This is a genomic window from Cellulomonas sp. P2_B4 (assembly GCF_056404795.1).
On the sequence record NZ_JBFUDI010000005.1, the window covers coordinates 337,328 to 348,928 of the forward strand.

The 11,601-nt window shown below is 71.2% G+C and carries 13 protein-coding genes; 4 read left to right on the plus strand and 9 right to left on the minus strand.

All coding sequences use genetic code 11. The features are described 5' to 3' along the window. Window positions 1-50 precede the first annotated feature (50 nt). Entirely contained in the window at window positions 51-1,136 is a 1,086-nt protein-coding gene (locus tag AC1DZC_RS10995; RefSeq protein ID WP_477043275.1) for a LacI family DNA-binding transcriptional regulator, read from the minus strand. A 138-nt stretch (window positions 1,137-1,274) separates the two neighbouring features. On the opposite strand from AC1DZC_RS10995, the gene AC1DZC_RS11000 reads away from it, so the two are divergent. Further along, complete coding sequence (locus tag AC1DZC_RS11000; RefSeq protein ID WP_477043276.1) at window positions 1,275-2,468, plus strand: glycoside hydrolase family 76 protein; 1,194 nt, start codon at window positions 1,275-1,277, stop codon at window positions 2,466-2,468. 92 nt (window positions 2,469-2,560) lie between these two features. Here AC1DZC_RS11000 and AC1DZC_RS11005 read toward each other — a convergent pair whose 3' ends face one another. From AC1DZC_RS11005 to AC1DZC_RS11020, 4 genes are all read right to left on the minus strand, one after another. Beyond that, window positions 2,561-3,409 carry a lysostaphin resistance A-like protein gene (locus tag AC1DZC_RS11005; protein ID WP_477043277.1) on the minus strand — a complete coding sequence of 283 codons (849 nt, stop codon included), beginning with the start codon at window positions 3,407-3,409 and terminating at the stop codon, window positions 2,561-2,563. An 83-nt stretch (window positions 3,410-3,492) separates the two neighbouring features. Next, window positions 3,493-4,299, minus strand: a complete 807-nt coding sequence (locus AC1DZC_RS11010) for a LolA-like protein (RefSeq protein WP_477043278.1) — start codon at window positions 4,297-4,299, stop codon at window positions 3,493-3,495. Window positions 4,300-4,444: 145 nt separating this feature from the next. After that, on the minus strand, window positions 4,445-4,870 hold the full coding sequence (locus AC1DZC_RS11015) for a DUF4259 domain-containing protein (RefSeq protein ID WP_477043279.1): 426 nt from the start codon (window positions 4,868-4,870) through the stop codon (window positions 4,445-4,447). 27 nt (window positions 4,871-4,897) lie between these two features. Further along, window positions 4,898-5,284: a DUF4406 domain-containing protein gene (locus AC1DZC_RS11020; protein WP_477037405.1), complete on the minus strand. Its 387-nt coding sequence runs from the start codon at window positions 5,282-5,284 to the stop codon at window positions 4,898-4,900. On the opposite strand from AC1DZC_RS11020, the gene AC1DZC_RS11025 reads away from it, so the two are divergent. Beyond that, window positions 5,283-6,083: a DeoR/GlpR family DNA-binding transcription regulator gene (locus AC1DZC_RS11025; protein ID WP_477043280.1), complete on the plus strand. Its 801-nt coding sequence runs from the start codon at window positions 5,283-5,285 to the stop codon at window positions 6,081-6,083. The two genes, AC1DZC_RS11020 and AC1DZC_RS11025, sit on opposite strands and share 2 nt — an antisense overlap. A 4-nt stretch (window positions 6,084-6,087) precedes the next feature. Here AC1DZC_RS11025 and AC1DZC_RS11030 read toward each other — a convergent pair whose 3' ends face one another. After that, the gene (locus tag AC1DZC_RS11030; protein WP_477043281.1) at window positions 6,088-7,155 is read right to left on the minus strand and encodes a DUF4232 domain-containing protein; all 1,068 of its coding nucleotides are present in this window, start codon (window positions 7,153-7,155) and stop codon (window positions 6,088-6,090) included. 57 nt (window positions 7,156-7,212) lie between these two features. On the opposite strand from AC1DZC_RS11030, the gene AC1DZC_RS11035 reads away from it, so the two are divergent. Together AC1DZC_RS11035 and AC1DZC_RS11040 are read left to right on the plus strand one after the other, a co-directional pair. Continuing rightward, complete coding sequence (locus AC1DZC_RS11035; RefSeq protein ID WP_477043282.1) at window positions 7,213-8,301, plus strand: winged helix DNA-binding domain-containing protein; 1,089 nt, start codon at window positions 7,213-7,215, stop codon at window positions 8,299-8,301. Window positions 8,302-8,346: 45 nt separating this feature from the next. Beyond that, window positions 8,347-8,688 carry a hypothetical protein gene (locus tag AC1DZC_RS11040; RefSeq protein WP_477037401.1) on the plus strand — a complete coding sequence of 114 codons (342 nt, stop codon included), beginning with the start codon at window positions 8,347-8,349 and terminating at the stop codon, window positions 8,686-8,688. A 6-nt stretch (window positions 8,689-8,694) separates the two neighbouring features. Here AC1DZC_RS11040 and AC1DZC_RS11045 read toward each other — a convergent pair whose 3' ends face one another. Genes AC1DZC_RS11045 through AC1DZC_RS11055 form a run of 3 tightly spaced genes read right to left on the minus strand, consistent with a single transcriptional unit; the run spans window position 8,695 to window position 11,573 of the window. Beyond that, a complete protein-coding gene (locus tag AC1DZC_RS11045) occupies window positions 8,695-9,750 on the minus strand; it encodes a DMT family transporter (protein ID WP_477043283.1) in 1,056 nt (351 codons plus the stop codon). A gap of 39 nt (window positions 9,751-9,789) precedes the next feature. Beyond that, complete coding sequence (locus AC1DZC_RS11050; protein WP_477037399.1) at window positions 9,790-10,701, minus strand: carbohydrate ABC transporter permease; 912 nt, start codon at window positions 10,699-10,701, stop codon at window positions 9,790-9,792. Beyond that, window positions 10,701-11,573: a carbohydrate ABC transporter permease gene (locus tag AC1DZC_RS11055; RefSeq protein ID WP_477037398.1), complete on the minus strand. Its 873-nt coding sequence runs from the start codon at window positions 11,571-11,573 to the stop codon at window positions 10,701-10,703. The genes AC1DZC_RS11050 and AC1DZC_RS11055 overlap by 1 nt, the downstream gene beginning before the upstream one ends. Window positions 11,574-11,601: the final 28 nt, after the last annotated feature.

Below are 11,601 nucleotides of genomic sequence, written 5' to 3' on the forward strand. Positions count from 1 at the left end.
CCTGCCAGACACCCCCAACCCCGTGGGTGGCGCAGGACCAGAGCAACCGATCAGCGGGGGGCCGTCGTCTCCCCGACGACGAGCGCCGTAGGCAGGACCGACTTCACGATCGAGCCCGGTGACGCGAGCTGTTCGAGGACGCCGGACAGGGCGGCGCGGCCCAGTCCGCGCTCGTCCTGCGCGACGTGCGTGAACGCCTGCAGCGCATCGTCGTAGGCGTTGTCGGGCGAGTCGAGCGAGACGATCGAGACGTCCTGCGGCACGCGCATCCCGAGCTCCAGGCAGGCCCGGCGCAGCAGCAGGCTGACGGAGTACTCGCCGCCGACGAACCCGGTGATCTCGGGGTTGGCCTGCACGAACTCCTTGAGCGCGGCGACGTCGTCGTCCATCGAGGCTGTGGAGTGCGGCACGGTCGAGCGGACGTCGCGGAACTCGTGACGCGGTTCGAACGCGCGCCCGCGGGCCGCGTGCGCGTAGACGAAGCCCGTGTGCCGGTCGTCGAGCGACGTCACGTGCCCGGCCGACGTCACGAGCCCGATGTTGCGGTGGCCGAGGGAGAACAGGTGGTCGGTGGCCTGCCGGCCGGCGCCGACGTTGTCGGAGCAGACGGTGGATATCGGCAGGCCGACGAGCAGACGGTCGAGGATGACCAGCGGGTGCGCCTGGTGGACCAGCTCGAGGATCGCGGGCGGGATCCAGTCCGACGAGGACGGCAGCAGGATCAGCCCGTCGAGGTCCTCGTACTGCGCGATGAGCAGCTGCTCGCGCTCGTGGTAGCCCTCGGTCCGCGACAGGACGACGTTGGCGACGCCGAGGCTCGCGTCGAGCAGCCCGTGCAGCACCCGGGTGCCGAAGCTGTCGTCGAAGTTGGTGAGGATGCAGCCGATCGTCGGCAGGGTGTGCCGCGCGGAGGTCGTCGGGACCGCGCTGACCACGACCGACCCGATGCGGGGGCGGCGCTCGATGTACCCGGCCTCCTGCAGCAGGGCGAGCGCGTGCTTGACCGTGATGACGGAGACGTGGAACTCGGCGGCGAGCTCGTGCTGGGTGGGGAGCTTGTCGCCGACGGCCACGTCGCCGCTCTCGATCCGCGCGCGCAGCCCCTCGTAGACCTGCGTGTAGAGCGCTCCGTCCACGGCCCCGCTCCTGTGCTCACGGGCCTCGCGACCGGGCCGTCTCTGGGTATATCTAGCACACCTTGTGCTCCTCCAGACTCTCGATATATTGAGAATCGCACGATATGTTCAGACTGGTTCTACGACGGAGTGGGAGCAATGAAGCTGACACGACTGATCCAGACCACGGCGCTCGTCACCGGGACGGCGCTGGCCGTCACGCTCGGCGCCGTGCCGGCGGTGGCCGGGCAAGGTCACGAGGACGGCCACGGGCAATCACGCAACGCCGACCGCGCGGTCGCCGCCTACCAGGCGATGCAGGACCACCTCTACACGACCGACGGCTCGAGCCTGTACCTCGAGCGCACCGTGCCGACGGCCGACGACCGGACCTACTCGTTCGAGTGGCCGTTCTCGCAGGCCCACATCGCGACGCTCGACCTCACCGGTCTCCCGGGCCGCGCCGGACGGGAGTTCCGCGACGACCTGGCGGACCGCAAGGTCGGCCAGGAGCGCTACTGGAACGCGACCGGCGGCAGCACCGGCCTTCCCGGCTACGACTCCTACGTGCGCGCGCCCTACGGCGAGGGCGGCGACATGTTCTACGACGACAACGAGTGGGTGGCGCTCGCCAAGGTCCAGGAGTTCCTCCAGACCGGCGACCGCGCGTCGCTCGACCGGGCCAAGGAGATCTTCGCGCTCGTCGAGTCCGGCTGGGACACCGACCCGTCGCACGCCTCGCCCGGCGGCGTCTTCTGGACGCAGGCGCCGTGGAGCCAGGACCGCAACACGGTCTCGACGTTCCCCGGCGCGGAGCTGGCCACCCGCCTGTACCTGATCACGCACGACACGGCCTACCTCGACTGGGCCAAGCGCAGCGTCGCGTGGGCCGACGCCACCCTGCTCGCCCCGAACGGTCTCTACTGGGACAACATCAAGCTCGACGGCTCGATCGACAGGACCCAGTGGTCGTACAACCAGGGCACCCCGATCGGCACCTACACGCTGCTCTACAAGGCCACGGGTGACCGTCAGTACCTGACGAAGGCCAAGGCGATCGCCCAGGCGTCGCTGGCGTTCTACTCGACGGACGACCGGCTCGCCGGTCAGCCGATCTACTTCAACTCCATCTACTTCAAGAACCTGGCGCTGCTGGAGTCGGTGACCGGTGGGCACACCTACCGCGACGCGCAGCAGGCCTACGCCGACAGCCTGTGGACCGATGTCCGCGACCCGGCGACCAACCTGTTCCCGGTCGGCGCCGAGTCCACGACGCTGCTCGACCAGGCCGCCGCGGTCCAGCTCTACGCCACGCTCGCGTGGCCGCGAGGGCTGGCCTCGACCCTGTACTGAGCGAGCGCACACCGCGAGATCGACCGTTCGGCGCGAGATCGGCACGTCACAGTGTCGATCTCGAGCCGGGCGGTCGATCTCGTTGCTCGCCGCTAGGCGACGGCTCCGGCCCCGCGCGACGCGGGGCCGGATCGGACCCGTCCACGCACGGCGACGAGCGCGACGAGCGCCATCAGGATGAACAGGAGGTTCGCCGGCCCGGCGAGCGTGAGGAACACGCTCTCGGTGCCGGACCTGACCTCGTCGATACCGCCCGTGGCGAGGAACAGGGTCGGGTCGTAGAGGCCGTGGATCAGCATCGGCCAGATCAGGTTCCCCGTGGCGCGCAGGGTCAGGTACATGCAGATGCCGAACCCGAACGTGAAACCCACGGTCGCCAGGACGGTCGAGAGCTCCTGCCCGCCGAGGATGTTCGTCGCGTGCATCCCGGCGAAGATCGCCGACGAGACGACCATGACCACCCACTCGGACCGGCCGGCGTCCCGGAGCATCTTCACCGCGATGCCGCGGGTCAGGATCTCCTCGACGAACCCGACGAGCAAACCCGCGGCGAACGTCACGAGGACCACGCCCTCGGCGTAGGACGCGTAGTCGATGCCGAGCAGCCGCAGCACGACCGCGAGCAGCACGAGAACCGGCGCGATCCACATCCACCAGCGTCCGCGGATCGGCTGCCGCGCGAACAGTGCCGGGAACCAGCCGAGCGACGCGACGAACGCGGCCGCGACGATCGAGCCGAGCAGGAGCGGCAGGAACAAGCCGAAGAAGACGCTCTGGGCGGAGGCGAAGATGTCGTCGGCATCGACCTTGTCACCGAACAGGAGGCCGACGAGCTGCCCGGCTCCCACGTAGAGCGCAAGGTAGACGACCGTGACGATCACGGCCCGCCACCAGTCGCCCTTGTTCCAGAACGTCTTCCAGCCTGAGATGGACTCGGTCATGTGTCGGCTCCTGTCGGGGTCGGCCTCGGCGCGATGCCTCGTGCCCCGACCATCGCCGACGTCACGGGGTCGGTGCAAACGACTCAGAAGGGCATCTCCGTGGTGACCTGGTCGGCCGGGGGAGCCACGACGGGCGTGCCGGAGCCGATGTTGGAGACGTCCGTGGTGGTCGTCGTGCCGGCGACCTCGAACACGGTGCGGACGGGCAGGTCGCGGTCGTCGATCCAGAACGTGTACGTGAGCGTCGCGGGGAGCGCCGCCGCGGGGTCGTCGCCCAGCAGGCCGGCGGTCGCCTCCGGCGCAAGCTTCGCGGTATCGAGGACGGCGGTGTACTCCTGCGCCTCGACGCCGTTGATCGTCTCGGCGTTGCCGGTCTTGGTGAGCGTGGTGACCGCGCCCTCCATGCCCTCGTAGCCGGACTTGAGCATGTCGTCGCCGAACCCGGCGAACGACGACGCGAGCGGGTTCGAGGCGTCGTTGGGGTCGATCTGCAGGAAGAGGCCCCCGCTGAGCTCGCCGAGGTTGATGTACATGATCCCGTCGACGAGCCGCAGCTCGAAGGTGCCGCTCGCGGGGTCGTTGATGGAGGCGGCGATGTTCTGCTTGCCGCCGGTGAGGTCTGCGGACCCGGTCAGGTCCATGGACGTCGCGCCCGTGATCGACATCGCCATGTCGTAGCTCTGGGCGGCGGCCTGTGCGGCGGCCAGGCGAGCGAACAGGTTCTCCGCGGTCAGCTCGTCAGCGGCCGGTGCGACCGTCGCCTCCGCCTCTGCGGCGGCTGCCGTCGTGCTCGGCGCCGACGGCGGCTCCTCGGACGCGCCGCCGCACGCCGCGAGGGTCGCGGCCAGGACGACGGAGACAGGGATGGCGAGCAGGCTCGAGCGACGCATGTGAGGGACCCCCTGGTCACGGCCGCATCTCGGGCGGAAGCCCCCGGACGTCGGCGCGCGGACAGTCTCTCAGCCTGTGCGCGGACTGTGGAGGGCGATTGCGACGATCATCCGATCGGGCGTGACGGCCGCCACAGCCGAGCCGTCAGGACGGCGCCCCGCCGCCGTCGATCGCCGCGAGGAGCGCGTCGAGCACACGACGGGCGTCGTCGAACTCGTCGGCCTCCTCCCACAGCTCGCGCCACTCCGACTCCTCGTCCATCACGCGCACCAGGGCCTGTGCCGCCAGCGTGTCGAGGTCGGGGTCGAGCCGCAGGTCGGCCAGCGTCTCCGCGTCGGGGCCGTAGGTGGGGTCGATCTCGGGACCGTCGGGACGTGTCCCGGCGATGACGGCGGCGGCGGCGATCGCGCTCATCGCGTCGTCGGCGTCGAGGTAGCCCGTGGCCTTCACGACGGTGGTCAGCGCCTCGCGGACGAGCGCCGGCCGTGCCGCGGGTGCGGCCTCGTCCAGGTGGCCCGCCCAGTCGGCGGCGGTGTCGTTGTCGAACGGTCCGAATCCCCAGGTCCCCATGGAAAAACGGTAGCCGCTGCCCCGGCCTCAGTCCGTCAGCGACGGGTCGACGAAACCGGGGATGTCCTCGACCCGGTGGTAGACGGGCAGTCCACGTTCGTGCGCGATTGCCACGTCCTGGTCGGCGCCGGTCGACTCGCCCTCGAGGCGCAGGACGGCGTCGCAGTGCTGGAGCAGGCGCTCCGCCGTGGGGTACATGACCGTGCTCGCGAGCGGGCTGAGCGGACCGTCCGCGCCCGCGCTGCTGAGCACGGGGAGCGCCACCCACTCGCCGATCATGGGGATGTGGCCGCTGCGGAAGATCGGCCACGCGGCCTCTTCGAGCCGCTCCAGGTTCCGGGCCATCAGGGCGGGGTCGTCGCCGGTCCCGGAGCGGTACGGGCCGGCGATCAGAATCATCAGAGGTGTCGTCATGTGCAGTAGTATGCACGAGTCGGAACAAACAAGGGAGAACGTGCAGATGCTCGCGGCGCAGCGCAAGGAGCTCCTGCTCGACCGGCTGAGGGTCGACGGCCGGCTCGTCGCGAAGGACCTGGCGATCGAGCTGGACACCTCCGAGGACACCATCCGCCGCGACCTGCGCGAGCTCGCCGACGCGGGGCTGTGCCAGCGCGTGTACGGCGGCGCGATCCCGGTGCCGGCGGCGGCCGCCAGCTACGCCCGCCGGCAGGAGATCGCGACGACGAGCAAGCACCGCGTGGCCCTCGCCTGCCTGGAGCTGATCCAGCCGCGGAGCACGGTGATCCTCGACGGCGGCACGACCGCGCTCGAGGTCGCCCGGCTGCTGCCGCGCGATCTCGGGGTCACCGTGATCACGCACAGCCCGACGATCGCCGTCGCGCTCGTCGACCACCCCGCCGAGGTGTTCATCCTCGGCGGTCGGCTGTTCAAGCACTCCGTGGTCGCGTCCGGCGCGGCCGCGGCCGAGGCGGCCGCCCAGGTCACCGCCGACCTCTTCCTGATGGGCGTCACGGGCGTGCGGCCGGACACGGGCCTGACGACGGGCGACGTCGACGAGGCCGCGATGAAGCGCGCCCTGTCGCGGCGGGCCGCCCAGACGTGGGTCATGGCGAGCGAGGAGAAGATCGGCGCGGCGTCCCCGTTCCGGGTGCTCGGGCTCGACGAGGTCGACGGGATCGTCAGCGACGCCGACCCGGACAGCGCGGTCGTCAGCGAGCTCGAACGAGCGGGCGTCGACGTGCGCAGGGCATAGGTCGTCAGGACCGCGTGCCCTCGGGCGCCCACGCGGTGACGGCCACCGATCCGGCGTCGACGATGTCGAGGGTCGTCTGCGGCCCGCTGTCGTACACGTCGGCCGACGACGTCATCGCGAGCCGATGCATCGGTAGCCCCGTCCCCACGCCGAGCTCGATCTCGGACGTGACGTCGTCCACCCCGGCCGTCGGCATGGCCGTCCAGCCGAGGACGGAGAGCACCCGCGCCCCGACCGGCACGACCACGGGGGACGGTCCGGGGTCGCTGGCCATGAACGAGCCGCCGTCCTCGACCGTCACCTCGAGCGCGGTGCCGTCGAGCGAGCGGAACGCCACCGTCGGGTAGCCGCCCATCGAGCACGGTCTCGGCCCGGTGTTGGTCGCTGCGAGGATCTGGGCGCGGTGCCCGGTCGCGGCGTCCCCGCCGCCCAGCGAGAGCGTCAGGTCGTCGTCCGTGCACGCCGACGCCCCGGGGTCGGCCGGCCACGGGAGCGGCACGATCGTCGGCGGAACGACCTGCGGAAGCTCGTCGAGGGCGGCGAGCGTCGACGCTCCGTCCACGGTCTCGGCGCTCGCCACGAGCAGGTGCCGCGCGGTGATGACGTCCGCCAGGACCGCGAGATCCTCCTCGGTGCCCACGCGCACCTCGAGCGCTCCGCCGGCCGAGGAGGCGCTGACGACGCCCGGGGTCGCGCCCACCAGGTACAGGCTCCCGACGGCCGCCGGGTCGGTGCCCTCGGGGTAGGCGCGCACCGTGAGGTCCGCGTCGGCGGTCGTGACCGGGTCCACCCAGATCTCGACGCGGGCCGGCGGCGAGGACGCGGCGACGAGCCCGTCCACCTGCTCCCGCGCCCGGGCGGCGCCGTCGCGCGCGTCGACGACGAGGTGCACCTGGGTCACGCCGTCGTCGGCCGGTACCACGGCGACGTCGTCGACGCCGTCGATCGCGCGGGCGGCCGCCGCGACCCGCTCCGCAGCCTCGGCCCCAGCCGCGTCCGGGGAGCCCGCTCCGCCACAGCCCGAGAGCGCGGCCACCAGGACGAGGGCCGTGAGCGGTGAGCGGAGACGCACCCCGGCAGGCTACGTGGCGCTCGACGCCTCGGGCGCGGACCCGACATCCTGAGTCCGATGACGACCGTCCTGACACCGCGCGCCCTCAACCGCGCCACGCTCGCCCGCCAGCTGCTGCTCGACCGCGCGGACCTGCCCGTGCTCGACGCCGTCTCGCACCTCGCGGGCCTGCAGGCCCAGGAGCCCCAGGAGCCGTTCGTCGGTCTCTGGTCGCGGTTGCGCGGCTTCGACCCGGCCGACCTGGATGCGCTCGTCGTCGGCCGGGACGTGGTCCGCACCCACCTGATGCGCTGCACCGTCCACGTCGTGACGTCCGCCGACATGCTCGCCTGGCGCGCCCGCCACGACGCCATGCTGCGCGGCCGGATGCTCGGGATCTTCCGCGCCGAGCTGGAGGGCGTGGACCTGGTCGAGTTCGCCGACGTCGCGCGCGCGTTCCTCTCCGACGGCGAGCCGCGGACCATGGGCGAGCTCGCGCAGGTGCTCCACGCCCGGTGGCCCGCCGCCCGGCCGCGGGCGCACGCCGAGCTGGCCATCGCGTGCCTCGTCCCGGTCGCGCAGACGCCGCCCCGCGGCCTGTGGCGCGTCAAGGCCGGCGTGCAGGTCGCGCTGCTCTCGTCCTGGCTCGGCCGGGACATCGACCCCTTGTCGCCCGACGACGACCTCGTCGGCCAGGCGATCGTGCGCCGCTACCTCGCCGCGTACGGCCCTGCGGCGACCGCCGACATCCGCTCCTGGTCCGGCATCGCCGGCCTGCCGGCCGCCCTCAAGGCCATCCGCGACGAGCTGGTGACCTTCCGCGACGAGCGCGGCCGCGTCCTGTGGGACCTCCCCGGCGCACCGCTCCCCGACGCCGGCACCCCCGCACCCGTCCGGTTCCTGCCCGCGTTCGACAACGCCCTGCTCGGCTACGACGACCGCACCCGCATCGTCGACGACGCCCACCGCAGCCTGTCCGTCGCGGGCACTCGCGTCGTGCTGGTCGACGGCCGCGTCTCGGCGACCTGGAAGGTCGACGCGGACACCGTGAGCGTCACGCCGCTGCGCGAGCTGACCGCCGCGGAGCGCCTCGCTGTCGTCGACGAGGGGGCCGCGACGGCCTCGTTCCTGTCCGACGGCGCGAGCGACCGCGTGGTCGTCGAGTGATGCTCGTCATGTCGGAACGAGGACAGAAGGAGTAGTTTCCCGCGCATGGACCCGACGTCCTCGACCCGCCTCCCCGGTCGCCTCGTGCCGACCGGCGGGGGGCACGTGCCCGTGCGGGTGCACGGGTTCCTCGGGTCTGCTGCGCCGATCCGGGCCGGTCGCGCCGAGCGCGGGTTCGCGGTCGCGCTGGCGCGCACGTCGCACGGCGTGGTCAAGGTGCTGGACGGCGACACGGTGCTCGGATTCCTCACCCCGGCGTGGTCGCAGCGCATGGACTTCGAGCTCTGGGCGTGCGAGCAGGCGGGCGAGCCGGCGCTCGCCCGGGCGGTGCTCGAGGGGACGGCCGACGAGCGCGACCTGTTCGTCATGCTCTCCTGGCGGCGCTGACCTGCCCTAGTGGTCGTGCCGGTGGTGCGCGTCCGGGTAGTGGTCGTGCATGTGGGTGGTCGCGGCATGCGTGTGCTCGTGGCGGTGCCGGACCCCGGCCGGGACCGGTGAGGCGTGGTCGTGGTCGTGGTGCCCGTCGTCGTGGGCGTGCCAGTGCTCGTGCGTGACGGCGGCGTGCGCGTGCTCGTGCGCGTGCTGCTCGCTGAGGTGCAGCCAGACGCCGACCGCCATCAGCGCACCGGCGAGCGCGAGCTGCCATGTCAGCGGGTCGCCCAGCGCGACGGCCAGCACCGCACCGAAGAACGGCGCGACCGAGAAGTAGGCACCGGCCCGGGCGGTCCCGACGTGCCGCATGCCGACGATGAACAGGGCGAGGCTCAGCCCGTACGCGACGAAGCCGAGCGCGAGGGCGCCGGCAGCGGTGGCGAGCGACGGCAGCTGCGCGCCGAGCAGCAGGGCCAGCACGAGGTTCGTGGGACCCGCGACCCCGCCCTTGACCGCCGCGAGCCACGTCGCGTCCGTCAGCGACACCTTGCGCGTGAGGTTGTTGTCGAGCGCCCAGAACGCGCACGCGCCGACGATCGCGACGGCCGGCCACAGGCTCGACACCTCGGCCTGCCCGGACGGCACCGCGATCACCACCGCACCGGCGACGACGAAGGCCATGCCGATCACGACGCGGCGCTCGGCGTGCTCGCGGAACACCACCCAGGCGATCACCGCGGTCAGCACCGCCTCGGCGTTCAGGAGCAGCGACGCCCCGGACGCGGGCATCGACGCGAGCCCGAACATCAGCAGCACCGGCGCGACGACCCCTCCCGCGGCCACCGCACCGACCAGCCAGGGGACCTCGTGCCGCTCGAGCCGGACCCGCGGGCTGCGACGGACGAGCCGCCACAGCCCGAGCCCGACGCCGGACCCCACGTACAGCAGCCCGGCGAGCAGCCACGGGCTGACGTCGCCGAGCAGCAGCTTGGCCAGCGGCGCGCTCGCCCCGAACAGCACCGCGGCGAGCAGGGCCGACCGCACCCCGACGTTGCCCAGACCGCGCCCCTCGCTCACCGGCCCATCGTCGCACCGGGCCGGTGAGCGAGGCCGCCGCTACTTGATGGACCCTCGCGTCACGCCGGAGATCACCCAGCGCTGGGAGAAGATGTAGACGACCAGCAGGGGAGCCATCGCCATCAGGTAGGACGCGAACGCGACCGTGTAGTCGGTGTTGAACTGCCCCTGGAACACGTACTGCGCGAGCGGCAGGGTCCGCGCCCCGGGGTCGGTCAGGACGACAAGCGGCATGATGAAGTCGTTCCACGCCCACACGCACGTGAGGATCCCGACCGTCGCGTTCATGGGCATGAGCAGCGGGAAGATGATCTGCCGGAACACCCGCCAGGTGCTCGCGCCGTCGACGCGGGCCGCCTCCTCCAGCTCGATGGGGATCGACCGGATGTACGCGGTGTAGATGAAGATGTTCAGCGACAGCCCGTAGATCGTGTAGAGCAGGATCATGCCGCCCTGGTTGTCCAGGCCGAGGAACGCCGTCTGCTTGACCAGCGGCAGCATGATGATCGGGAACGGGATGAACAGGGCCGCGAGCAGGTAGAAGAACACACCCTTGAAGAACGGTCGGTGGATGTTGCGGGCCAGGGCGTAGGCGACCACCGAGCTCGTCAGCAGCGTGAAGACGACCGACCCGACCGCGATGAGGGCGGTGTTGGTCAGCGCCTGCGGGAAGTCCGTGCGGGTCCACGCCTCCGAGAAGTTCTCCCACCGGATCGGGCTCGGCCACTCGAAGCCGGTACCCGAGGCCAGCTGGGCGGGGGTCTTGAGCGCGACGACCACGGCCAGGTAGAGCGGCACGAGCACCGTCAGGGAGCAGACCACGATGAGCGCGGTGGCCCACCAGTTGATCTTGCGGGTGTCGTCGTCTTCGGACCTCTTCGAGGTCCGGCGACGGATCGAGGTCGGCATGACCGGCTCGGCCTGCCCGAAGGTGGTAGCGGCGTCGGTCATCAGAAGTCGGCCTCTCTGCGCTGAAGGACCCGGAACTGGAAGAGCGAGACGATCGTGATGACGATGAAGAAGATCACCGCGTTCGCGGTCTGGTAGGCGAACTCGCCGCCGGAGAACCCGCCACGGAAGATCAGGAGCGTCACGGACTCGGTCGACGTGCCGGGGCCGCCGTTGGTGAGCGCGACGATCGGGTCGAAGACCTGCAGGAAGCCCTTCAGCGACAGCACGACGTTGATGGTGAAGAACGCACTGATCAGGGGGAACGTGATCGACCGGAACACCCGCCACGCCTTCGCGCCGTCCAGGGACGCGGCCTCGTAGAGCTCGCGCGGGATCGTCTGCAGGCCCGAGAGATAGATGATGATCGTGAAGGCGCAGGCCTGCCAGACCGCGAGCAGCACGATCGCCGTCCACGCCCACGTCTCGTTGGTGAGGATGTTGTCCCGGAACAGCGGGATGTTGGACAGGATCTTGGGCAGCGAGCTCGAGAAGAAGAACTGGAACACGTACCCGACGACCAGGATCGCCAGCACGTAGGGCACGAAGTACACGCCGCGGAACAGGTTGCGGGCCAGGATCTTGGCGTTCAGGCCCATCGCGATGGCCAGCGAGGCGGCATTGGTCAGGAGCGTCGCGACGATGGCGAACAGGAACGAGAAACCGTACGCCTGCAGGACCCGGTCGTCCTTGAAGAGGTTGAGGTAGTTGGACAGGCCGACGAAGTTAAAGTCGCCGTACCCGGCGTAGTTGGTGAACGAGTAGAAGACGCCCGTGATGACGGGCACGGTGTGGAACGCGAAGAACGCGATGACGGCCGGCCAGACCATCCAGTAGTACGTGGACTGCGCACGGCCGAGCTTGACGGGTGGCACGGTTGTCGTGCCTGCCGCGCCGGCTTCG

Bases quoted from the DNA above. Each gene is read 5' to 3' on its own strand.
- AC1DZC_RS11000 (WP_477043276.1), top strand. From the start codon at position 1,275: ATGAAGCTGACACGACTGATCCAGACCACGGCGCTCGTCACCGGGACG.
- AC1DZC_RS11005 (WP_477043277.1), bottom strand. From the start codon at position 3,409: ATGACCGAGTCCATCTCAGGCTGGAAGACGTTCTGGAACAAGGGCGAC.
- AC1DZC_RS11010 (WP_477043278.1), bottom strand. From the start codon at position 4,299: ATGCGTCGCTCGAGCCTGCTCGCCATCCCTGTCTCCGTCGTCCTGGCC.
- AC1DZC_RS11015 (WP_477043279.1), bottom strand. From the start codon at position 4,870: ATGGGGACCTGGGGATTCGGACCGTTCGACAACGACACCGCCGCCGAC.
- AC1DZC_RS11025 (WP_477043280.1), top strand. From the start codon at position 5,283: ATGTGCAGTAGTATGCACGAGTCGGAACAAACAAGGGAGAACGTGCAG.
- AC1DZC_RS11020 (WP_477037405.1), bottom strand. From the start codon at position 5,284: ATGACGACACCTCTGATGATTCTGATCGCCGGCCCGTACCGCTCCGGG.
- AC1DZC_RS11035 (WP_477043282.1), top strand. From the start codon at position 7,213: ATGACGACCGTCCTGACACCGCGCGCCCTCAACCGCGCCACGCTCGCC.
- AC1DZC_RS11040 (WP_477037401.1), top strand. From the start codon at position 8,347: ATGGACCCGACGTCCTCGACCCGCCTCCCCGGTCGCCTCGTGCCGACC.
- AC1DZC_RS11050 (WP_477037399.1), bottom strand. From the start codon at position 10,701: ATGACCGACGCCGCTACCACCTTCGGGCAGGCCGAGCCGGTCATGCCG.